This is a genomic window from Algoriphagus sp. (genome assembly GCF_029254265.1).
In the GTDB taxonomy this organism is placed as follows: domain Bacteria; phylum Bacteroidota; class Bacteroidia; order Cytophagales; family Cyclobacteriaceae; genus Algoriphagus.
Window position 1 is genome coordinate 1 of the sequence record NZ_JAQWXX010000072.1, and the last position, 23,165, is coordinate 23,165.

Consider the following 23,165-nt stretch of genomic DNA (forward strand, 5'->3'; position numbering starts at 1 on the left):
TGCAGTCAAGTTCAGTTTGGAAGCTTTTACTGAACTCTATGACTCCTTGACCTTTAAATATATCCATTTTGAGCGTTTGAAAAGCTATAAATATATGCAATTAAAAGGACACCTCTATAGTATTAAATTCTCCAGGATTCACATTTGGAGCCACATAGCCTGAATCCGCATACTGGGTAAATCTTGATAAAAACATTTCCTCGGTCCAGTTGCCAATTCCCGTCTCAGGATCTTGAGTAATATTCGGAGCAGTTACCACCGATCCATCTGGAAAAGGGAAACTTCTACCACCTGAAAATTCTTTTCCAGCTACGATTGTTCCAGCCTCAAATGGGGTGTGGCATTCTGCACAGCTAGCTGCATTGACTAAGTAAGCTCCATAGGCTACTTGATCTGTAGGATCAGGTCTTTTTTGCATATCAGGATCATGCGGCATGGTTTTGAGAATTAGGTTTACAGGGAAATCAATCTCTGCATCCGGAAATTCACTTTCAATAGATGGTAGGGATCGGATATAGGCGATGATGTCATAGATATCGTCCGGATCCATTTTGCCATAATACATATAAGGCATCAGAGGAAACATTGCCCGTCCATCATTAGTCACTCCTGTGGTAATAAGTCGGTATAGCTCTCCATCTGTGTAGTCTGAGATACCAAAGGGAGTGATGTTTTTAGCATAAAAAACACCTGGAAGACCCATGCTATGGTCAAAGCGATCACCCCCTTTTCCTATAGTGCCCGGGGTAGGAGGCCCGGAGAATTTTGAAAAATCACGTGTGGAATGACAATCCATACACACGGTTACATGATTTGCCAAGTAAGCACCTCGTTCGATTCGATCAGCAGTCAATTCGATTTTCAGATCTTCTGGTTCGGATACCTTAGGAAATGCTGTTGAAATGTAAATGGCTCCTGCTATAGCTGCTATGAGAATGAAGGAGATGAGATATGTAAAAATTTTTAATAGCTTTTTCATAAAAATGGTGGTTTGGTTACTTTAATTTAATGTTATTTTTTTAAAATGATTTAAAAGTTAAAATTCTTAGAATCAGATCATTGATATATTTTAATTATATATATGATAAATTCTACTTTGAGATTTTTATTCTAAGTCGTAACTCTTTCCAATTCAGAATTCTTAATTTCCTGTTTAGAATAAACAAAATAGATTATGAAGAAAATTTACTTGCTTGCTCTGCTCATTTTGCCTTTAGTAGGATTTGCGCAGGAAGATCAGATATTAAAAAAGTTAGATGCTAAGGCGGGCTTTTATAATGATATCGCAATGAAAATATGGTCAAATCCAGAACTGGGATATTTGGAAACGCAGAGTTCGGCATTGCTTCAGCAAACTTTGAAGGATGCTGGGTTTACAGTAAAACCAGGTGTAGCAGAGGTACCAACAGCTTTTATTGCTGAATATGGATCAGGTGCGCCTGTTATTGGAATAATGGCAGAATTCGATGCGCTTCCAGGTGTTTCGCAAAAGGCTGTTCCATTTCGGGATCCGGTAGTCGAGGGTGGTTCAGGACATGCTTGTGGGCATCACTTATTTGGAACAGCTTCCACGGCAGCAGGAATTACTGTGATGGAGTGGATGAAAGAAAATAATATCAAAGGAACTCTCCGTGTATATGGAACTCCGGCTGAAGAAGGTGGGGGAGGAAAGGTTTATATAGCAAAAGCTGGCCTTATGGATGATGTAGACGCGATGCTTCATTGGCATCCCGGATCGGATAACGAAGCTGGAGCTACTTCCTCTTTGGCTAATATTTCCACCAAATTTCGATTTTATGGTGTGGCTTCGCACGCTGCTGCTGCTCCTGAGCGAGGGAAGTCTGCTTTGGATGGGGTAGAAGCAATGAATTTTATGGTCAACTTGATGCGTGAGCACGTACCAATGGAAACCAGAATGCACTATGTGATTACCCGTGGAGGTGAAGCTCCTAACGTAGTTCCTGCTTTTGCAGAATCTTATCATTATGTGCGTCATCCAGATGCAATAGTTGTGAAAGAGATTTTTCAGCGAATGATTAAAGCTGCAGAAGGTGCCGCATTGGGAACACAGACTCGAATGGAATATGAGATTATCAATGGGGTTTACAATTTGCTTCCAAACGAGACACTTTCTCAGATCATGTTTAAAAATCTACAGCGTGTAGGTGGGGTAAACTATACTGCTGAGGAGAAAAAATTTGCAGAAGAAATTATCAAAACTTTTCCTGAGGGTGTAATAGCTTCTCCTGATGACGCAGCTGTAATTACCCCATTTGAAGTCAATGAAAAAGGCACTGGGGGATCCACAGATGTTGGAGACGTAAGTTGGTTGGTGCCAACAGCAGGCTTGGGGACAGCCACTTGGGTACCGGGCACATCTGCACATACTTGGCAGGCTGTAGCAGCTGGAGGAATGAGTATCGGACAAAAAGGAATGATGGTCGCTGCAAAAACCTTGACATTGACGGCTATGGATATCTTTAAAGATCCTTCCGTGACAGTAAAAGCTAAAGCTGAACTAGACAAAAGAAGAGGAGCTAACTTTAAATATGAAGCTTTGACAGGTGATCGAAAACCACCTTTGGATTATAGAAAATAAGTTTGATGGAAAACCCACTGCTACCTAAAATTGCATTATTGCTCACTTGTATATTGATACAGGTGAGCTTTTCTTTTTCTCAGGATAAATCCCAAAACCAAAAGGATACAAAAATCGGATTGGTGTTAAGCGGAGGAGGAGCAAAGGGGATGGCTCACGTGGGCGTGATTCGAGCGATGGAGAAAGCAGGCTTGAAGGCCGATTATGTCGTCGGTACAAGTATGGGGTCAGTAGTCGGAGGGCTATATGCTTTGGGATACAACTCCGATGAACTTGAGCAAATCATAAAATCTATCGATTGGGACTTGCTGCTCTCGAATCGGGTTAGTTTTGAATCTATTTCTTTTGAGGAAAAGGAATATTACAATCGATATCTGCTGGAATTCCCGGTTGTGGATGGGGAGGTTTCATTCCCATCAGGTTTGATTGAAGGACAAACCCTCTCTGATGTACTTCATTATTATACTTGGCCTGCTATATCATATAAGAATTTTGACGAGTTCCCAATTCCTTTTCGATGTGTAGCTACTGATATCAGTACAGGCGAGCCCATTATTTTTGATTCCGGCTATCTCCACAATGCACTCCGCTCCAGTATTGCCATTCCTACAGTTTTTTCAGCTTTTGAATTAGATAGCACTTCTGTCGTCGATGGTGGCGTAGTGAATAATTTTCCGGTTGATGTGGTTAGAGGAATGGGGGCTGATTTTGTAATTGGGGTCAATGTTTCGGATGAGGATTTTGTTTCTGCGAAGGATTTGGGAGGCTTTGCTGCGATTCTTATGCAACTGGCGATGGCAGAATCCCTCCGCAAAACCAAGGATAATATTGAGTCAACAGATATTTATATCAAGCCAGATCTGGGAATTTATTCAACAGGGAGCTTTAGTTCATATGAGGAGATTCTGAAGCTTGGAGATAAGACAGGGTCAGAATATTATCCACTATTCCAACAGCTTGCCGACAGTCTTGGGAGAAATGATAAATCTCCGGGTATTGGTTTGAATTCCAATAAAGTTTCAATCAATAAGATTGAGATTCTGGGGAATCGAATTATTTCAAAGGATCTGATCTTGTCCAAATTGAATATCAGCTCTGGCAAAGCAGTCAGTCGGGATGAACTAGAATATGCCATGAACATGGTTTTTGGGATTAATGCATTTTCGAAAGTTGATTATTCTGTAAAAGAGCTTGCTGAAGGAGGATTTGATTTGGTTGTAAGAGTCAAAGAAAAACCTGCTACTCTCTTAAATACAAGTTTACATTATGATAATCAGTTTTCAGCTGGTTTGATTTTCAATTTGACTAAGCGTGATTGGATAGGGAAATCCTCAAGAACCGTTTTCGTTTTAAACGTTTCTGAAAATCCGAAATTCCGATTTGACTATTACAAGTATATCGGTAAAGAAAAGAAGTTTGCAATCAATCCAAGATTAAATCTGCTTCGACAAGAACTTCCTCAATATCAAAATGGAGAAGTAGAGGAAATAATAATTGAGCGGGATAATAATATTGCTGTCAATTTCATTTCTACTTCCTCTTTGAAGCAATCGTTTTTGTTTGGGCCGATTTACGAGTCGAGCAGATCTCGGGGGAAAGTTACAGTTTCCGTACCTGAAAATTTGAAAAGTGCCTATCAACGTAGCTTAGGGTTTAGATTTAGGTATTATCGTAATTCCCAAAATGATCGAAATTTTCCTACCAGAGGGGCCGAAAGTATAATCGAGCCAAAATTAAATCTAAAAAATTGGGTGGGAGTAAATATTCAAGATGGAGTAGATACCGTTTTCTTCGATATAGAAGGGTTTCCACTAGGGATTCCGAGTGATATTTTAGATGACTTTATTAAAACTTTGGCACCAGATGCACATTTGAATCTCTACACAAAATACACGAAATATTTCCCCCTAAGTAAAGCTATTCAACTAAAGCCGGAATTTTCTGCAGGTGTTACTTTTGGAACTGCCGGAGAGGAAAGAATTTATAATGAGTTTTTTATAGGAGGTTATCAAAACATCAGATTTACAGATACACGGTTTTGGGGATTAAACTATGCGGAGGTCACTGCTGCCAACTTCCTCAAAATGGGTTTGGATATTCAAGTTGTCCCACTTAAAAAAATCTTCCTCCGTGGAGGAATGAATTGGTTGGGATTTAGTGATTATGTCCCATTGGATGATTCTGATTTAAGATCCAAAATATTCCAAGACGAGCAATATTTTGGATACGGAGTTGATCTCTCTTATCAATCTTTGATAGGTCCGATCACTATTGGTGTTACCAGCAATTCCAAAGACAATCAAATCAGGGGGTACTTTTCACTTGGCTTCTCTTTTGGATATTCAGACCGATAATTTCCCAACACATTTCCCATTGATCAGATCATAATTCCATTGAAGTAGAATTTTACTTTCTCGGGATTTTTAGAACTCAAAAACGTATATTCAAGCTGTAATATTCTTGAAAAGACGCGATGGACAGAAGAAAATCTTTAAAATTAATCGGTGGTTCTGCAGTAGGAATTGCCGGATTGGTATTCGCCAATTGGAAATGGCAAATCATAGATCAGTTGACTCACGAAGGTTTTTTTTCACTCAAAGAAGAGCAGACTATCCGGGCAATTGCCGACACCATTATTCCAGAGGGTTTACCTCCCATTTTACCTTCGGCTGATGCAAAACCCATTGGAGCCTTGAGTACTGGGACACATGACTACATCAATAAAGTCATCGCCCAATGCTACGAACCTACAGATCAAGAAGTGATCAAACAAGAATTACAAAAGTTGATCAGCCAAGATTTTTTAAAATTGGATCGGCAAGAGCGCGAAAAGAGACTAATGGCTTTGGCTGAATCTGAAGTTGAATCGGAAAAGGAATTTTTTAAAGTGATGAAATCAGAAACCATCACGGGATTTACCACTGTGAAAGAGGTAATGGTTAACTATAGAAATTATCAAGTTGCGCCGGGATTTTACAACGGATGCGCTGAAGTCACCCAAAAAGCCTAATCAAATGCTACAAGATTCAAAGGAAAAAAGGACCTACGATGCCATTGTGATCGGATCAGGAGCATCTGGAGGCTGGGCTGCAAAAGAACTTTGCGATGCCGGATTGAAAACGCTGGTGCTTGATCGAGGAAGAATGGTCCGTCATATTGAAGATTATCCTACTGCTTCCAAAGCGCCTTGGGAATTTGAATTCCGAGGAAATATTCCTCTTGAAAAACGAGCTGGTTTGGCAGATTGGTCCTGGAAACGGGAGGAGACTGTGCAATGGGCTATGTCAGAAGATGAGCAACCGGTGATTTTCGAAAAGCCGTTTCGTTGGTGGCGTAGCTATCATGTCGGAGGGAAGTCATTACTTTGGGCAAGAGCAACGCAGCGCTGGTCGGACTTTGATTTCAATGGTCCTGCGCGAGATGGGTTTGCGGTGGATTGGCCAATTCGGGCAAAAGATCTAAATCCTTGGTATGAGCATGTGGAGCGATTTGCAGGAATAGCTGGCGCAAAAGACGGCTTGGCCGAACTTCCGGATTCTGAAGTGATGCCAGGATTTGAACTGAGCTGTATTGAAAATTATTACAAGGAACAATTAAAGTCCAATTTTGAAGGTCGGCATTTGATTCAAGGGCGATGCGCCCACCTTACTGATCCTCAAGAAATCCATAAACAGCAAGGTCGAAATAAATGTCAAAATCAGGCCATGTGTAACCGTGGTTGCGTTTATGGTGGGTATTTTAGCTCCAATGCTTCCACTTTGCCTTGGGCAGAGAAGACTGGAAATCTCACTATTCGCCCAAACTCGATTGTTCACTCGGTGATTTACGATGATGCAAAAGAAAAGGCGACAGGAGTCAAAATCATCGATCGAGAGACAGGAGATGAAATGGACTTTTATGCTAAAATCGTATTTGTAAATGCGTCGACTATTGCTTCCAATGCAATTTTGCTTAATTCTAAGTCATCCAGATTCCCGAATGGAATTGGAAATGACTCAGGATTGATGGGTAAATTCCTTGCTTCCCATAATTACCGCGGGAAGGGTTATGCGACTTTCGAAGGATTTCTGGATAAAAAGCAGGAAGGACGTCATGCCGGTCACGCCTATGTCCCTCGGTTCAGGAATGTATTCAAACAAGATACTGACTTCCTAAGAGGATATTCGATTGGAATGTCAGGAGGACGAGGGATGAGTTCGGATACCAGTATGATTGGAGACCAACTTAGGGATAATTTGCTCAATCAGAAATTGAATAATGTCTGGGGAATGTCAGCTTGGATGCAAGGAGAGACAGTGCCTGTAGAAGATAATCATGTGCGCTTGAGTACTGATCAAGTAGATAAATATGGAATCCCAAAAATCATTCTTTCTGTAGAATGGAAAGAGAATGATGATAAGATGGTCGCTGACTTTATCGAGCAGCAAACCATGATGTATGAAAAAGCTGGCTTTACGAATATCAAAGTGGAGGACAGTGGTGCGCTCCCAGGTTCAGACATTCACGAAATGGGTGGAGTCAGAATGGGTAAAGATCCAAAGACTTCACTCTTAAATGAGTGGAACCAGTTGCATCACTGCAAGAATGTCTTTGTCACTGATGGCGCATGCATGACCAGTACTTCTACTCAGAATCCTACCTTGACCTTTATGGCGATTACCGCAAGAGCAGCGAATTATGCGATTGAGGAGTTGAAGAAGTTAAATTTATAGTCAACATGCGACCGTCCACAGACCACAGTTGGTCATTGAGAACTTCAATCATTAAACCTGGAATGGAGCACCAAGGAGCACAATTAGAATAAAACAGCTATGGACTATGGACCGTAGTCTGTTGACAAAAGCAACCCAAAAACATCTGAAAACTACATTTACCCTACTGATTCTCGCCTTTGCTTGGATCATTACTCCACAAGAAACTTTTGCGCAGAAAAAGGGTGATCCCTTATTGCAGGCCCCACTTGGGATTGCTGCATATACCTTTCGAAATGAATTTCCAAAGGGCGTAGAGCAGACTCTGGACATCATTCAGGAGATGGGCTTTACAGAATATGAGGGTGGTACATCAGGAATGGATCCGGCAGAATTCAGGGAATTGGCTAATGCTAGAGGGATTTCTATTCCTTCCACAGGAACTGGTTTTGAAGATTTGGAAAAAGATCCTCAGGCTGTTGCAGATCGGGTTAAGGCACTTGGTGCGAGCTATGTCATGTGTGCTTGGATTCCTCATAAGCGAGGAGAATTTTCTAAAGCCGATGCTGATCGCGCGATCAAAGTTTTCAATGAAGGAGGAAAAGTCTTAAAGGAAAATGGAATTACTTTCAAGTACCATGTTCATGGTTATGAATTTCAACCTTATGGCAATGGGACGCTTTTCGATTATTTGGTAGAAAATACTAATCCGGAATATGTTAAACTCCAAATGGATGTAATGTGGACCTATTTTGGAGGTGGTGACCCTGTTGCATTGTTAAAAAAGTATGGAAACCGTTGGGTGTCGCTGCATCTGAAAGATTTCCGAAAAGGAGCGCCGCAAGATATGACCGGACTGACCGGGCCTGAGAATGATGTGCCTTTAGGAACTGGGCAATTAGATTTTCCTGGGATTTTACGAGAGTCCAATAAGATTGGAATCAAGCACATGTTTATCGAAGACGAAAGCGATAATGAGTTGGAAAACCTTCCAAAAAGTATCGCTTATTTGAGGAGCTTGAAGTATTAAATCAGGGTAGATTTTGATATTATTTCTATACCGAAATAATGATGTCTTATTCAAAAAATTATTAATCAAATAAAGAAAACATGCCAAAACGAGTAGCTGTCCTTGGTGGTGGTGGTTTTATAGGAGGTCATTTGGCAAAAAGATTGAAAAGCCAAGGGGATTGGGTGAGAGTGGTTGATCTCAAATTCCATTCATATTTTGATATTAATGAAATCTGCGATGAGTTTTTGATAGGAGATTTAGCGTATCCTGCCTTTGCATCAGAAGTCTTGTCAGGTTCGTTTGATGAAGTATATCAGCTAGCCGCAGATATGGGCGGAGCAGAATATCTTTTTTCTGGCCTTAATGATGCCAATGTCATTTCGAATTCTGCATTAATCAATATCCATGTAGCCAAAGCAGCGGTGAAACATGGAGTCAAAAAGCTATTTTTTTCTTCTTCTGCATGTGTTTATCCCGAATTCAATCAAATAGACCCGCTTAATCCTAATTGTGAGGAAGACTCCGCTTATCCTGCACAGCCAGATTCTGAATATGGTTGGGAGAAGCTGTTCAGTGAGCGAGTTTATTTAGCTTTTAGGAAAAATTATGGCCTTAACATTAGAATCGCAAGGTTTCATAATATTTTTGGACCATTTGGAACTTGGTCAGGAGGGAAAGAAAAGGCTCCTGCGGCAATGCTGAGGAAAGCGATTGAATGTGAGGAGGGAGGTGAAATAGAAGTTTGGGGTGATGGTAGTCAAACTAGATCATTTCTATTTATTGAGGATTGTCTTTTTGCAATTCAGGCATTGATGGAAGCAGACTTCTCTGATCCGATAAATATTGGATCAGAAAATCTGATCAGCATCAACTCCATGGCAGAAATTGCTGTTCGGATTTCAGGAAAAAATATCAGGATTAAAAATCTCCGTGGAAAGGAATTTGAAAATAAATATGGATTCCCTTGTCCTATAGGTGTGATGGGAAGAAATTCCCATAATAAACTTTTTGAAGAAAAAACTGGAAGTAAAATCCAATCAGATCTTGAATCTGGTTTGAAGGAAACCTACCATTGGATTAAGTCACAATTTGAGCAAACCAAATAAAATGAACCGGTCAAAAGATCGAATATTGGTCGTGATTTTGGGTCAAGCACGCGCAAGTAAATTAACTTGGGATTCATTCAAAACGAATGTCTTAGATGAGCTACAAGGAGATTTGGCACTTTGTATCGGTGAATCTCCTGAAAATAATCTGGAAAACCCGTATTGGGCACATGCTAAATATAGGCGGGTACTCCCTGAATACGAGGATTTTGGAGATGGCTTTGATCAAATTCAAACGAATAGAATTGGAAAAATAAATGACTGGAGGGAAGTTTTAAAGATAAAAGATCAATGGTTGGGAGGGATCAAGGGTAAAGAAGAACATCCTGGAAGTGCTGGCATTTTGGTCTATTTCAAGGCTAAACTTTTTGAGTTTCTTAGCTCTGATGAGATTAGAGGTCTTTATGATCGGTTCGTCATCACCAGGTCAGATTTTATATGGGAGATGCCTCATCCAAAAATAGATAGGTTAAGAAAAGATAGAATATGGATTCCCTATGGAGAGTTTTACTGGGGAGTAACTGATAGACATGTGGTCTTGACCCAAACATTTCTTGAGCCATATCTCAATCTGATTGATCCAATACTGAGAAATCCAAAAGAGTTAATGACAGAAATGATCCGATATAACCCTCGCCCCAATTGGAATCATGAACAGTACATCTTATTCAGATTGAAAAGTCAAAACTTATCTTCTAAAATCAGTTGGTTACCTTATATGATGTTTTCTGTAAGAGAGGAAGGCGCTTCAACGAGGTGGTCAATGGGAGTTTTTGATTCAGATTTGGGTTTTTTTGTTAAGTACCCGGCTGAGAAAATTCGAACAAAATTAACAAAGCGGTTTTTTCTGAATAAAAAGAAAAAAGTGATTCTTTTGCCCAATTTTTTGATGGCCCTTATCCTGAAGTTGTTGTTTTCTTTGAAAATTAGAAATTATATTTCATGATTATCCGCTATGATGCCAGTAGCCTTATTTTCTTTGTTTTACTGGCTGGAAGACCGATGACGGGTGACCGAAGCGGCCCAAAAGCTAGATTTTAACTTATTATTTGCTGCTTTGAGATCTTTTACTGGCAGAAAAGCGGATATACACATTATATTTAATTGAGATTATCCTACGATACGATATCCAATTTTTCATGTGAGAAATTTTTATTTGGAGAACTCTTATTATGAAGGGCAATTCTTAAAAAATCTAATCAAGGACACTGTTTTCAAGTGGTGCAGAGGTGCAGGTAATTCCATTTTGAATTACCTGCTTTTGCCCCTGACTTATGAGAAGAAACTTATCCTAACACCACTTAAGAAAAGCTATACTGGACTTAACGGGAGTGTTTTTTTTGAGGATGATTTTTTTAATGAGTAATTTTTATGGGTTCCATAAGTATCCCGTTAAATGCACTAAGGGCAGTTTTTTTTGAAAAAAAAAAGATCACTTTCAATTTCCTGATGCTCTTGAAACTGTTTTAAGCATTTAAATTCAAAAAAATTGAATTTAAAATATTGTTAAATCACTGTAAGCTAGTTGTTAGAGTGGATTTGAATCATTAATTTTTAGTTCAATTCAAACTCTTTTCATATGAAATCGAGCATGTCTTATTCGACACCAAGAGGGATGTCCCGAAAGCTTTCGGGACAACAATGCGAGATTCCATATGACCTATAAAAATTAAATTATAAACAGATGAAATCTAAAATCTTATTGCTTGCATTTCTTTTCAGTATTAGCTGCGCTATGGTTTCGGCTCAAAATCCTGGTGAATTCATTTCCGTAAATCATAAGAAAGTTTGGGTGAAAACATCGGGTTTGGAGGACCGTAAATTCCTTCAACCCCTCGTAATCCTTGAATCAGGTACTGGAGATCATTTAGAACAGTTTGACAAAGTATTTGATCAGGTTGCCGAGTTTGCTCCTGTTTTGTCTTATGACCGGTTAGGTTTAGGAAAGTCTGATTCTACAGACAATCCAATCTCTGAAAGCAGCAGGGTCGAGGAATTACGTGAACTATTATCCGCGATGAAATTAGTGCCTCCCTATATTTTCGTGGGGAATGATTTAGGAGCTGTTTTTTCAAGGGCTTTTGCATTAGCCTATCCTGAAGAGGTGGTGGGGCTAATTTATTTGGATCCTGTCTCTCCTTGGGAAAACACGAAAGATCTCGTCGCTCAATTGAATCAAGAGGGAAAAGATGGAGATGCCTTGCTCTCAGATTATAAGGCATTACAATCGAAAATACTTGCAAACGCTAGCTCAGCTCAGAAAGAAGAAGTGGACTTTGCAATGCGTATTTTAGCTAATGAGAATCTGACTTGGGAGCTCGATCCGGCTCTTCAGATTCCGCTGGTTGTGATGCTGGGCAGGAACAAAGATATTAGGACGATAGTTAATCCAATTTCCTCCGATGGCAAATTGCTAAACGAGAAACTCATTGAAAATCGAATCAATTACTTTCAGGAGTTAACTTCCCGCCAGCCCAATTCAACTCTTTTAATTTCTTCCAATTCCGCAAGTTATCTTCCGCTTCAAGCATCCACAGCTGTAAGTTTGCTAGTGCAGCAGGTTGTCCTTTCGGAACCGCTTAAAAGAATTTGGAGTGCTTCCAGAACATTGGATCCCTCTGATTTTGGACGGTTTATTTCTGAATTAAGAACCTATATCCCCTCTTTTTTACTCTCTGAGAGGGATCTGAATATGATTGGGTATAGCCTAATGAGATCTGATCTTTATATGCATGCTTTGGTGCTTTTTGAAGACAATCTGAAAAATCATCCCAATTCAGCAAATGCTTATGACAGCTATGGAGACGGCTTGTTCGCAGTGGGTCGAGTTCAGGAATCCTTGGAAGCCTTTCAAATGGCAGTTCAACTGGGAGAAGAAGAGAATCATCGGGATTTGGGACTCTTTATCAAAAATCTCAAGCGAAGCGAGGAAGCACTTTCGAATGATTGAAGATTTTTCAATAAAAACCTAGAAGCTTTGCTGAATTCCCAGTGCTATTTCACGGTAAGCCAAGTCAGGTAATTTGCAGGTATTTCTAAGTCGATTGTAATTGAATTGCCATTTCCAATTTCATAAACTTCCGCTGGGCCATATTGCTCGGAAACCTCTGCTTGATTGCTCAATCCCGTGTAATAAAGCGGAATTTCAATGCTTCGTTTGATAGGTTCATCCAAGGGATTAAATAACATAATCAATGCTTTTTCTTCTCTCGTTGGATCCACATGCATCCAGCCATCCCAATCACGTCCATCGGCTCTCCGCAAACGGATAATATCTGCATTCAGAATTTCCCTATGCGCTTTATACCAGTCAATGACCTCAATGACCGTTTGCTTTGTTTCCTCCGTATCATAAAGCCGCGGACCTCTGTAGCAAGCTTGAATACCAGCGCCGTAATACTGCATCATCAGCATCTTGTAATCGTCCAGATGTTCATTCAGTGGTTCCAAAACAGCATCTTCACCTCCGCCATGATAGGCAGTCAAAGGAACAAATCCCCAGCCCATAGAAGGGGTCTTTTCCCAAGTCGCATCATAGATGTTTTGGCGATTGAGAATTTTTTGTTGCGCTCTGGAAAGGGAGAAATTCACCTCCCGATAGCCCATAGCTATTTTATGTGACCCATCTAAAAAATACCAATCGGGGGCATTGATATAAATTCCTCGTTCATTCATCCAGTGGTAAAGCTCTTTTTGCAAATTTAGTTGAACCCATTGTGAATCTTCCAAACCGGTATGTCCCGGATGGGAAGTGGAGGCACAGACATCTCCGGGGTAGGGGCCATCATTCTCAAACAAATCAAAACCGGTGGTTTGGTAAAAGTTTTTGATTTTTTCCAGATAATTCAGCCCCCAATTGCTTGCCAAACAAGGTGCATTTCCAAAGAAAGCCCCTCCCGGTTTTCCTGTTTTGGGATCAATCACATCATCTTCAGGACTGATTGTTCTCGAACTGAAAAGTGAATATCCTCCTATTTTTATGCCTTTTTCATGGGCGTAGTCAGCGATCGTTTTCCAGCGATTTAGGTTTTCAGCGCGGTCATCTTCCATATTGATATGACTCCCAAAACTTAAGATCAGTGCTTCATAGCCAGTATCCACACATTGATCGATTGCGGTATAAACCTCCTCATCATTTTTACTGACTAGGTGCATGAAAATAGGATTTTGCAAAGTCCAAGGAGCCAAAGCGCGATACATTTTTCTTCTTGCTAATCCATTTCTTTCTCGGTCATAGCTATCCAGAATCAGCTGATTAGAACGTATGGATTCCAGATCTTCACCTGGAGCTAGTTCGATTCCATAGCCTTTGTCTGGGAAAATTTTCGCGATAGCGGGAGTGAGTAAGTTATAATTCACCTGGGAGGTATAGCTCGAATCAGAGAGCCAATGTGTGGCTTGATCGCTGAGCTCGGCATGCATGGCATTGTTGAAGGCGAAGTTATTCTCAAAATAAATTTGATGATTCTTCTTCATTTTGGCGGTGCTTCCGACCACTGCAGATTCTTCCTCAACCAGTGCGAGTTGTTCGGATACGATTTGATTGATGAAAAAATCGGAATCTGATTTGTTCTCTATCGTTAGGTATTTTGAAATCAGGGGAATATTATCGAAGAGTTCGTAATTCACCGCTACCGAAAGACCTGGTAAATCTGAATGAGTAAACCAAAATGTCAGCTTTGTTCCTGTTCCATAGCCTGCCTCATAAGGCCAAAAAACCATCTTGAAATCAAGCGGGGAGCTTATTTTTTCTTGAGAATAGCGTTCAAAACTAAAGTGATTTGAAGGAGACATGACCTGATCTAGCCATTCCAGTTTAAAAAATGCTTTTTCTTTCAAATCAATATTTCCTCCTACAGCATATCGCTTGCCATTTATGGTGATTTCAGCCTCAGGCAATGGACTTCGAAGCAGCTGCTCCCCCGTCATTTGATTTTTGAAATCGTAGCAAATGAGATTTTCTCCTACATAAAAGGAGCGTCGGATCAGCCCATTGTCCAATCGGATCTGAGAATCGGAGTCAAAAAAGACTTGGGCACTTCGCTGTTGATTATCGACCAACCAATCTCCCTGAATTGATTGAGAAAATCCCTGAATGCTTGAAAAAATCATGAGGATTCCCAAAGTCCCTAAAAACCAGAAATGAGTTCTATTTTTCATTACCAAAAAGATAGGGTTTTGAAAAAGAATCTGCAAGATCTGGGAAACTCAATGCGGAAGGGTAGCTGCTTGCTTGAAGGCTCCTATTTTCTTTGCCTCGCTAATAGGGGTTTGAAATCTGAACCAATAAAACTATAGATCAGTAGTTTTTTGCTTAGTTCTAAAGATTGCTTCGGGATCGTAAAGCTGGAAAATGATTTCATTGTCAGGATAATCCCTCGCAATGACACCCCATCAACACACCAACTTAAACCCATATCCCCGCACATTCAGGATCTGAATAGTTGGATCTTCCTGAAGTTTTTTGCGAAGCTTGGTGATAAAGACATCCATGCTACGGGCGTTGAAAAAATCATCCGAACCCCAGATCTGAGTCAAAATCAGACTTCGATCTGCTACCTCATTTGCATGCTCTACCAAAATCTGAAGTAGCGCAGCCTCCCGGGCGGTAAGTAGAGTTTCTTCCTCCCCGAATTTCAGGAGTTGCTTGGTCGGATGAAAGGAATAGGTGCCGATCGTAATCCAATCCGATTGATTTTGACGAACGCGCAGTCGATCCAATTGGGCATTGATCCGAACAATCAATTCTTCCATACTGAATGGTTTTCGAACATAGTCATTAGCTCCAAGCCCAAAGCCTTTCACCACATCCTCAGTTTGGCTTTTGGAGGTCAGAAAGATAATCGGGGTATAAGGGTCAGTTTTTCGGATTTGCTCCGCAAGCGAAAAACCGTCTTTCTTAGGCATCATCACATCCAGGACCAATACATCGGGTTTGGCGCGTTGGTATTCTTCCCAGGCTTTCTGTCCGTCAGCACAAAGGCTCACCTTGAAGTTACGGCTCTCCAGACTTTCCTGAATGATCATTCCCAAAGCGATTTCGTCTTCGGCTAAAAGAACCTTTATTTTGCTCATGGCCAGATCGTGATAAATGAAGTACTGTTTTTTCTTGATTCCAAAGTGATTTTCCCACCGTGTTTTTCGACGATTTTCTTCACGTAATAAAGTCCGATTCCAAAACCTTTCACGTCATGAAGGTTGCCCTTGGGTACACGATAAAATTGTTCAAATACACGGTCTTGATCAGTAGAAGAAATGTTTCCCCCACTATCCCAAATCCGGATTTTGTTGATTCCATTCTGTTCCAAAGAAACTTGAATTTCATTGCCCCCATATTTCTCAGCGTTATCCAAAAGATTGGAAATGACATTTTCAAAGTGAAATGGATCCACATGAAGTGTTTTGATACTACTCGGCAGAATGAGTTCGATGGTCTTTTCCGGATTGATGGTTTGGTATTTTTGAACCAAGCTGCGCAAAATCGGAACAGGGTCAACGTCCTCAGGCTTCAATCCCAGTTGCTCTGAGTCAAGCGTGGCTGTCTCCAAAAGTTTTTCCACCATCTGATTCAGTTTGAGTAGTTGCATTTTGGAAATCCCCAGATAGCGCTTCGTTTTCTCAGGATCATTAGTTGGATTGAACTGCTCGATTCCTTCAATAGCCGAAAGGGTGGTAGCGATAGGGGTTTTGAATTCATGGGTAATATTACCGATCAAGTCGGCCTTGATATCAGCGAGTTCCTTTTGATTTTTGATCGTCTGATAGAGGTAGTAAAAAGCAAAGGCAATCACTGCCAAAAATGCCAATGAAGTCAAAATCTCCACCAAGCCTCTTTTCAAAATAGTCAAAGCTGTATTTTCAAAATACATTTCCAGTTTTTGGCCTCTGGGGAGAAAAGTGGACCTTGAAACCACCTGAAAAGGCATTTCTTCAGTGCGAAATGCCTTAGAAGAATCAGGATTTGATTTCTCATCAAAATGCACAAGTTGATAGTCAATCTCGATTCTTCTGCGGTCAAGCTCGGACTTTACGTTTTTCCTGATTTTGTCCACTTCAATAGAATCTCGAGTGATCGAGATGATGATTCGGTTGGTCAGATACTTGATTTGAGTCAAACTGTCCGCTGCTTTTTGTCCCCAAAATACATTTAGGTTATTAATCTGATCAACCCCCGTCCCTTTCGCTGAGTCGATAAATGTGAATGATTTCAGGCTATCATTTCTTACTTCAGACCAAAAAATGGAATCTGGACGGCCCTTTTCTGCACCCTCGATAGCACGAAAGATCATTTTGCTTTTCCCTACCCGCTCGATAAAAGGTTTAGAAAGTTCATTAAATAATACCGTGTCGGATGTGAAGAATTTTTCTGGGTCAAACCCAGGCGGAAGGGAATCTACCGAAAAAGGCAAATCTTCTGCTTGTTGGATTTCAAGATTATCTGTCAGTGTAATGACATTAGTTTTCGCCAGATCCGCATAATAGCTTTCCACAGCGTTGTCCAGACTTTCCTGAATATCACTGATGAGTTGGCTTTGTATGATTTCGAACTGGGAGTACATTCTCCAAGACTGCACTCCTATGCTAATCAGCAAGGTCACTCCGATTAAAATACCTATCCGCTTGAATTGTAGCTTCTTCATTCCCCTAAATTAGTGGCTTCAGTTGGTTTCATTTCCGAAGGTTAACACTCGTTAACAGTGCTTAACTTATGGTTTGATTTCTTTTGATTTGGTTTGTATCAAACAAAAAAGCTATGAAATCTAAGATAATTTCAAATCCCCACCTAGGTGTTTGCAAGCTATGTGAGAGTATCTGGCTTACCTTTAAAAATCAAATTATTACAAGATGAAAAAAATAATATTCCTTCTCCTCGTTGCTTTTTCCTTTCAGGGAATACTTGACACCGCATCTGCCCAAGGCTTAACAGGTAGAGTCAATTACAAAACTTCTGCGGCTTTTAAATTCTCGATGGATAGCACCACTATGGCACCTGAAGTCATCGCCGATCTCCAAAAGCAATTAAAGAAGCAAATGGAGCGCGAATACACACTTGCCTTTACACAGGCAGAATCAAACTGGAAACAAGTGGAAAGCTTAGGCGCTGGCCCTGCAACAGCTTCAGCTGGTGGAGCACAGATCGTGATCCAAACTGGAAATGAAGATCGGTTGCTGTATAAAAATATTGGTTCTCAATCTTTCATCGAAGAAGAAGATTTGATGGGTAAACCATTTTTGGTTCAGGATAGCCTTCCGGTTTACGACTGGGAATTGACTGGAAACACCAAGAAAATCGGTGAATATGAAGTACAGGAAGCAAAGTATTCGCGCATCGTGGACAGCAAGCGATTTTCGATGGGAATGGAGGAAATGGAAGTAAGCAAGGACACGATAAATGTTACGGCTTGGTTTGCACCTCAAATTCCTGTAAGTCATGGCCCCGCAGATTTTTGGGGATTGCCGGGTTTGATTCTGGAATTGCAAAATGAGGGCATGACCTATATCGCTGAGCGAATCGTGCTTAATCCATCTGAACCTGTCGAGATCGAAGTGCCAAAGAAAGGCGAAAAGATCGGCCGCGAAGCATATAGGGCTTTGGCAGACGAGAAAATGAAAGACATGATGAAGCGCTATAATGGTAAGCCGGGTGAAGGAAATCGAATGGAAATACGGATAAGTAACTGATAAGCAGGAAGACGGAAGACAGGAGACGGAAGACCGAAGACGGATGCCTGTACTTCCCTAAATAGCATTGACCGTCCGATTCAATATTTATTTCTATAAGGAGTTAAGAAAACTAAACCAACACCATGTCTTTTTTAAGAAAAACACTCGGAATCAGCCTTTTTTTGCTGATTTCCATTCCTTCCTTTGCCCAAAATAGATTGTTGATCGGCCAGGTATTGGACACGCTGAATCAACCAATTCCGTATGCAAATGTCGTAGCGATCAATCAGAATACTCAAAAAATCGGTGGATTTGGAATTTCTGATATCTCCGGAAGATTCAAAATTTCACTGACAACAGGTTCAGAATTCTTGCTTCGAGTTTCTTTTGTCGGCTATAAGCAGTTTGAGCGAGTGATCAAAGAGTGGTCCCCAGAGGAGCAGATGCAGATTATCCTGTCCCAGGATGAAACTATGCTGGATCAGGTAGAAGTGGTGACTGAGTTGCCGATTACTATGAAAGGGGATACGCTGACCTATAAGACGGATGCGTTTACCACTGGTACCGAGCGCAAATTGGAAGATGTTTTGGATAAGCTCCCTGGCTTTGAAGTGGATGACAACGGCGAGGTAAAAGTTCAAGGAAAAAAGGTGGACAAGGTTATGGTGGATGGCAAACCCTTCTTTGATGGAGATACTAAACTAGCCACTAAAAATCTACCTGCAAATGCGGTAGATCGTGTTCAGGTTTTAAAAAATTTCAACGAAGTTGCTCCAACTCGGGGATTGGACAACAACGAGACGCTAGCTTTGAATATCCAATTGAAGGAAGGGAAAAAGAATCTGGTATTTGGAGATTTGGCAGCAGGAGCTGGGCCAAAAGAACGCTACTTAGGTCATGCCAATGCATTTTATTATGCTCCGAAACTCAATCTTAATTTAATTGCCGATGCCAATAATGTGGGTGAACTGGCTTTCACCCTTCAGGATTACTTTCGCTTTAGCGGAGGTCTGTCAGGATTGGGTGGGCGAACAGGTTCATCGGTCAGCCTAAGCGGGGATGATATGGGGATTCCAATGGCGCAGCGAAACAATGCACGTGATCTAGTGACCAATCTGGCGGCATTGAACTTAAATTATTCCCCAAGTGCAAAATGGCGACATGCCGGATTTGCCATTGGTTCCACTTCTAAAAATCAACTTGGAAGTTCTTCCCAGCGGACGTATTTAAGTTCTGAAACGGATAATCAGGAATTACTTACTTCGGCAAATCGGGTAGAAAATGCTTCCGGAATGTTGAAGTATGCAGCAACTTATACTCCGAAAGAAGAAACATATGTCAAGTATAGCATCTTTGGAAAGGTCGCTGATATCTCCACCAACAGCCTGCTCAATTCAAACTTTGCGCAGCAAAATCGACAAATTGGAACCCTGCAAGAGCGGACGCCATACAGTATCCAACAGAAAGGGGAGTGGTATCATGCACCTTCCGACAAGCGAGTTTACTCTGTGGAGGTCAACTGGGAAAAGAAATTTATCGATCCGCTTTATGATCTGATAAGTAATCAGAACCCATTTCAGGGCCTCTTCCCAATTTTTGATCAAGATCGCTACCGGTTTTTGCAAAATCAGGAGATTAACACTGGGGTTTTTGAAGGCGCCTTTAATTACTATCAAATCCTGAATCCGACGAATCATCTGAATTGGAGTTTGGGTTTTCAGCGAACTAATCAGCGAATGACTTCCCAATTGGAATTGGATTCAGATCTGCCTGCGGAAGGTTTGGAAGCCTTTCAAAATGACAATCGCTTTGGCTTTCAGGATCTTTACCTTGGTATGACCTATAAAACCAAATGGAAATCAGTCATTATCAGCCCGTCGGTTTATGCCCATCGCTATGCTTGGCAGGATGAGCAATTTGGTCAAGAACAAAGTCAATCTAAGTTTTTGCTGCTTCCAAATCTGTATTCCAAGTGGGCTATCACTAGCAATCGCTCCTTGACCTACCGATTTGGTAGTTCGGTGAATTTTATGGATATCCAAAAACTAGCGCAAGGATTGATTATTCAGGATTACAATTCCATTTTTCAGGGGAATAGAATGCTTGAGAATGGCTTGTATTTCAGTCATAATCTGGATTACAATCACTTCGACTTCTTTTCAGCTTTCAATCTTTCCGGAGGTTTGAACTGGACCCGAAAGCAAAATGATTTGGTAAATACTACCAATTTCGAAGGAATCAATCGCTTGGTCAGTATTCAAAATATTGAGCCAGTCAATGAAACTTTGACCGGAAGAGTGGAGGCGGACAAGCGATTTGAAAAGTTCAAGGTCAGTGCTGGGGGGAATTGGAATACTTTTTCTACCAATACACTTTTGGATGATCGCTTGAATGAAAATAGTCAATTCTCCCATACCTATGATTTTCGGATTACCACGACCTTTTTCAAAAAGCTGGAAGTGGATTTAAAGTATGAATGGAATCAGAATTTCTACCAATCTGCCAATATCAAAAATACCTTCAATACCCATAGCCCAAGTATAGAAATCGATCTGGATATCTGGAAAGGCTTAAAGTTGAATTCGGATTACACTTACAATGCCTACTTCAATCAGCAGGCAGGCACCAAAAGTGAATTTGAATTTTTAAATGCCTTTCTCAGCTATCAAGGCAAATCCAGTCCTTGGGAATTCCGATTGACCGTATGGAATATTCTGGATACGCGCTCGATCCGAAGAGATAGTTTTTCGGAGAACCTGATCAGCACCTATTCCTATTTGGTGCAGCCGAGGTATGGATTGTTTACGGTGAAGTGGGATATCTAAAAATCAAAAAAGGCTGAGAAAATTAATTCTCAGCCTTCTTACTTTAGTCTTTTTAAACTTAAGGAGTAGCAACCAATTTCACATCCAACTTCACTTCGTCATAGATCAACTTATCAGCCAGATCTTCGAAATAAGAACCAGAACGATACTTGATGTCGTAATGCGTTCTGTCAAACTTGATCTCTGCAGTAGTAGTGATGGTGCCATTGCTTGCAATTACTGTTGCAGGAAAAGTAACTGGTTTGGTGATTCCTTTGATGGTAAGGTCACCGGTGATTTCGTGGTTATTTCCTCCCGTGCTCTTTACACTTTTGATCTTTAAAGTAGATTTCCCAAACTTCTCCACGGAAAAGAAATCATCAGATTTCAAGTGACCTGTAAGTTTTTGATTTGAGCCAGCGTCGGTGATATCTTCTACGGTTAGATTTTTCATATCCATCTCGAAAGTTCCGCCAGTGATTTTGCCATCAGCATAATCAAGATTTGCAGAAGATATAGGGACTTTACCGAAGTGAGAACCTGTGACTTTCGAAGCATGCCAGGTCACTGAACTTTCAGTGATATTTACTTTTACTGGAGCAGGATTTTCAGAAAGGGAAAGTAAAGTCCCCAAGGCGAAAATAAGAGTGGTAATAAGTTTCATATGTTTATAATTTGTTTTTTAGGGTTAATTTGAAAATTCGATATAGGTTTCTATTTCAATGCAGATACATAAAACACGAAAAGAAGGTTTTCTGTTTTTGATGATCGGAAAAAAACCAGTTTTAAAACTTAAATTCTGAAGATGATGTAAAGATCTTGAGATTGGAAATGTGGAGACCTAATTTCAGCTTGAAAAAATCACTTAAGCCAATAAATCTAATACCGCTTTCCCTTTGCCATCAGGAGTGGTGTAAAATGGGCGCTGCTCTATTTCATAATTGAGCTCTTGCGGGATCCCAAGTGCATGGTAAATTGTCTGATGGATACTGTCGATTTTGATAGGATTTTCAATGGTTTTACAAGGACGCTCATCGGCGGTTTTTCCAAATACATGTCCTCGCTTGATTCCACCCCCAAACATTAGAATCGAACAGCCATCTGTGAAATGTCGGTGCATTCCGTAGTTTTTTAGGTCCTCGATGATATCTGGGACAGTAACTTGATCTTTTACTTTTAAATCAGGTCTACCTTCGGTAAGCATATCGCGACTGAATTCACTTGCCAAAATCACCATCGTTCGATCGAGTTTTCCGCTTTGATCCAAATCCCTGATTAATTGCGCGACCGGAACATCAATCATTTTTTTCATATCCTTCAGTCGGGTATGGCCATTGTCGTGCGTGTCCCAGCCAAAGAATGGTTCGTATTCCGTGGTCACCGTGATGTATCGAGCTCCTTGGTCAACCAATCGTTTTGCCAAAAGGCAGCCTAAGCCAAACTTTCCTGTATTGTATTTATCGTAGCTTTCTTTCGGCTCCTGGCTGAGATCAAAGGCTTTTGCCTCGGGGGAATTCAGTAGAATATAAGCCTGTTCCATGGAGCGCTTGAGGGATTCTTTTTGATAATCCGAACCGAAATCACCCATTGGACCGGCGGCCATTAAATCTTCATAGAGCTTGTTCCGGCTTTCGAATCGCTTGGTGTCCATTCCTACCGGTGGTCGAACTGCATCCAAACCTGCCGTTGGGTCAGGAATCAGAAATGGGCCGTACTCCGAACCCAAAAATCCTGCGCTGTGAAAAGCTTTCAATTCTTCACCTTCCCCCACAGTGAACCGCTGACCGATATTGATGAAAGGTGGAATTACTGGATTTAAAGCTCCTTTTTCTTTTGCAATCCAGCTTCCCAAATGTGGGACGACCACCGACTGAGGCGGTTCGTAGCAGGTGTGAAAATGGTATTGATGTCGGGTGTGTAAAATATGTCCCAAGTCAGCAGCTTGATAGGATCTGATTAGGGTGCCTTTGTCCATTACTGAAGCGATATTTTCCAATCCTTCGGAGAAAAAGATATCATCCAGCTTCGTAGGGATTCTTGGGAAAGTGCTCAAAACCTCTTTTGATTCCATTCCTTTTCGGAAAGGAGTATATTTTTTTGGGTCAAATGTTTCCGTATGAGCCATGCCTCCAGCCATAAAAAGTAAAATCACCGAATCGGCGGTCGTGGTGATTTTGCTTTCGCAAGAACTTAATAATCCCGCTAATGGGCTGCCCATTCCTAATGTAGCTAAAGTGGCTGCACTGGTTTTTTTAAGGAAATCTCTGCGACTGTTGGATGAATTCATAA

At 40.9% G+C, this 23,165-nt stretch carries 16 protein-coding genes; 10 read left to right on the top strand and 6 right to left on the bottom strand.

Annotation, left to right across the window (positions count from 1 at the left end; genetic code table 11):
* Positions 1-100: 100 nt before the first annotated feature.
* The gene (locus P8O16_RS10090; protein WP_300314099.1) at positions 101-979 is read right to left on the bottom strand and encodes a cytochrome C; all 879 of its coding nucleotides are present in this window, start codon (positions 977-979) and stop codon (positions 101-103) included.
* A 195-nt stretch (positions 980-1,174) separates the two neighbouring features.
* Between P8O16_RS10090 and P8O16_RS10095 the strand changes: the two genes are divergently transcribed.
* The 8 genes from P8O16_RS10095 to P8O16_RS10130 all read left to right on the top strand — a co-directional run bounded on the left by P8O16_RS10095 (position 1,175) and on the right by P8O16_RS10130 (position 12,358).
* Positions 1,175-2,599, top strand: coding sequence for an amidohydrolase (locus P8O16_RS10095; protein WP_300314102.1), 1,425 nt, complete (start codon positions 1,175-1,177; stop codon positions 2,597-2,599).
* A 5-nt stretch (positions 2,600-2,604) separates the two neighbouring features.
* Positions 2,605-4,953: a patatin-like phospholipase family protein gene (locus tag P8O16_RS10100; protein ID WP_300314105.1), complete on the top strand. Its 2,349-nt coding sequence runs from the start codon at positions 2,605-2,607 to the stop codon at positions 4,951-4,953.
* Between the two features lie 119 nt (positions 4,954-5,072).
* Positions 5,073-5,609 carry a gluconate 2-dehydrogenase subunit 3 family protein gene (locus tag P8O16_RS10105; RefSeq protein ID WP_300314107.1) on the top strand — a complete coding sequence of 179 codons (537 nt, stop codon included), beginning with the start codon at positions 5,073-5,075 and terminating at the stop codon, positions 5,607-5,609.
* A 4-nt stretch (positions 5,610-5,613) separates the two neighbouring features.
* Positions 5,614-7,311: a GMC family oxidoreductase gene (locus P8O16_RS10110; protein ID WP_300314110.1), complete on the top strand. Its 1,698-nt coding sequence runs from the start codon at positions 5,614-5,616 to the stop codon at positions 7,309-7,311.
* 106 nt (positions 7,312-7,417) lie between these two features.
* Positions 7,418-8,320, top strand: a complete 903-nt coding sequence (locus tag P8O16_RS10115) for a sugar phosphate isomerase/epimerase (protein WP_300314112.1) — start codon at positions 7,418-7,420, stop codon at positions 8,318-8,320.
* An 80-nt stretch (positions 8,321-8,400) separates the two neighbouring features.
* Positions 8,401-9,408: an NAD-dependent epimerase/dehydratase family protein gene (locus tag P8O16_RS10120; protein ID WP_300314114.1), complete on the top strand. Its 1,008-nt coding sequence runs from the start codon at positions 8,401-8,403 to the stop codon at positions 9,406-9,408.
* 1 nt (position 9,409) lies between these two features.
* Complete coding sequence (locus tag P8O16_RS10125; protein WP_300314117.1) at positions 9,410-10,354, top strand: hypothetical protein; 945 nt, start codon at positions 9,410-9,412, stop codon at positions 10,352-10,354.
* Between the two features lie 738 nt (positions 10,355-11,092).
* The gene (locus tag P8O16_RS10130) at positions 11,093-12,358 is read left to right on the top strand and encodes an alpha/beta hydrolase (RefSeq protein ID WP_300314120.1); all 1,266 of its coding nucleotides are present in this window, start codon (positions 11,093-11,095) and stop codon (positions 12,356-12,358) included.
* A gap of 44 nt (positions 12,359-12,402) precedes the next feature.
* On the opposite strand, the gene P8O16_RS10135 is transcribed toward P8O16_RS10130, so the two are convergent.
* From P8O16_RS10135 to P8O16_RS10145, 3 genes are all read right to left on the bottom strand, one after another.
* Positions 12,403-14,568: an alpha-galactosidase gene (locus tag P8O16_RS10135; RefSeq protein WP_300314123.1), complete on the bottom strand. Its 2,166-nt coding sequence runs from the start codon at positions 14,566-14,568 to the stop codon at positions 12,403-12,405.
* A gap of 234 nt (positions 14,569-14,802) precedes the next feature.
* A complete protein-coding gene (locus tag P8O16_RS10140; protein WP_300314126.1) occupies positions 14,803-15,483 on the bottom strand; it encodes a response regulator transcription factor in 681 nt (226 codons plus the stop codon).
* Positions 15,480-17,048, bottom strand: coding sequence for a HAMP domain-containing sensor histidine kinase (locus tag P8O16_RS10145; protein ID WP_300314128.1), 1,569 nt, complete (start codon positions 17,046-17,048; stop codon positions 15,480-15,482). Before P8O16_RS10145 ends, P8O16_RS10140 begins: the two co-directional genes overlap by 4 nt.
* A gap of 205 nt (positions 17,049-17,253) precedes the next feature.
* Here P8O16_RS10145 and P8O16_RS10150 point away from each other — a divergent pair, with 205 nt between their 5' ends.
* Together P8O16_RS10150 and P8O16_RS10155 are read left to right on the top strand one after the other, a co-directional pair.
* Positions 17,254-18,090 (top strand): GLPGLI family protein, encoded by an 837-nt coding sequence (locus P8O16_RS10150; protein ID WP_300314131.1) that lies wholly within the window; start codon positions 17,254-17,256, stop codon positions 18,088-18,090.
* A gap of 125 nt (positions 18,091-18,215) precedes the next feature.
* The gene (locus P8O16_RS10155) at positions 18,216-20,897 is read left to right on the top strand and encodes a carboxypeptidase-like regulatory domain-containing protein (protein WP_300314133.1); all 2,682 of its coding nucleotides are present in this window, start codon (positions 18,216-18,218) and stop codon (positions 20,895-20,897) included.
* Positions 20,898-20,955: 58 nt separating this feature from the next.
* On the opposite strand, the gene P8O16_RS10160 is transcribed toward P8O16_RS10155, so the two are convergent.
* Positions 20,956-21,540, bottom strand: coding sequence for a YceI family protein (locus P8O16_RS10160; RefSeq protein ID WP_300314136.1), 585 nt, complete (start codon positions 21,538-21,540; stop codon positions 20,956-20,958).
* A 201-nt stretch (positions 21,541-21,741) separates the two neighbouring features.
* Positions 21,742-23,163, bottom strand: coding sequence for a DUF1501 domain-containing protein (locus P8O16_RS10165; RefSeq protein ID WP_300314139.1), 1,422 nt, complete (start codon positions 23,161-23,163; stop codon positions 21,742-21,744).
* Between the last annotated feature and the right edge of the window lie 2 nt (positions 23,164-23,165).

Coding starts and splice junctions, on each gene's coding strand:
- P8O16_RS10155 (WP_300314133.1), top strand. CDS start 18,216: ATGTCTTTTTTAAGAAAAACACTCGGAATCAGCCTTTTTTTGCTGATT.
- P8O16_RS10130 (WP_300314120.1), top strand. CDS start 11,093: ATGAAATCTAAAATCTTATTGCTTGCATTTCTTTTCAGTATTAGCTGC.
- P8O16_RS10125 (WP_300314117.1), top strand. CDS start 9,410: ATGAACCGGTCAAAAGATCGAATATTGGTCGTGATTTTGGGTCAAGCA.
- P8O16_RS10095 (WP_300314102.1), top strand. CDS start 1,175: ATGAAGAAAATTTACTTGCTTGCTCTGCTCATTTTGCCTTTAGTAGGA.
- P8O16_RS10090 (WP_300314099.1), bottom strand. CDS start 979: ATGAAAAAGCTATTAAAAATTTTTACATATCTCATCTCCTTCATTCTC.
- P8O16_RS10100 (WP_300314105.1), top strand. CDS start 2,605: ATGGAAAACCCACTGCTACCTAAAATTGCATTATTGCTCACTTGTATA.
- P8O16_RS10105 (WP_300314107.1), top strand. CDS start 5,073: ATGGACAGAAGAAAATCTTTAAAATTAATCGGTGGTTCTGCAGTAGGA.
- P8O16_RS10140 (WP_300314126.1), bottom strand. CDS start 15,483: ATGAGCAAAATAAAGGTTCTTTTAGCCGAAGACGAAATCGCTTTGGGA.
- P8O16_RS10115 (WP_300314112.1), top strand. CDS start 7,418: ATGGACCGTAGTCTGTTGACAAAAGCAACCCAAAAACATCTGAAAACT.
- P8O16_RS10150 (WP_300314131.1), top strand. CDS start 17,254: ATGAAAAAAATAATATTCCTTCTCCTCGTTGCTTTTTCCTTTCAGGGA.
- P8O16_RS10135 (WP_300314123.1), bottom strand. CDS start 14,568: ATGAAAAATAGAACTCATTTCTGGTTTTTAGGGACTTTGGGAATCCTC.
- P8O16_RS10165 (WP_300314139.1), bottom strand. CDS start 23,163: ATGAATTCATCCAACAGTCGCAGAGATTTCCTTAAAAAAACCAGTGCA.
- P8O16_RS10145 (WP_300314128.1), bottom strand. CDS start 17,048: ATGAAGAAGCTACAATTCAAGCGGATAGGTATTTTAATCGGAGTGACC.
- P8O16_RS10120 (WP_300314114.1), top strand. CDS start 8,401: ATGCCAAAACGAGTAGCTGTCCTTGGTGGTGGTGGTTTTATAGGAGGT.
- P8O16_RS10110 (WP_300314110.1), top strand. CDS start 5,614: ATGCTACAAGATTCAAAGGAAAAAAGGACCTACGATGCCATTGTGATC.
- P8O16_RS10160 (WP_300314136.1), bottom strand. CDS start 21,540: ATGAAACTTATTACCACTCTTATTTTCGCCTTGGGGACTTTACTTTCC.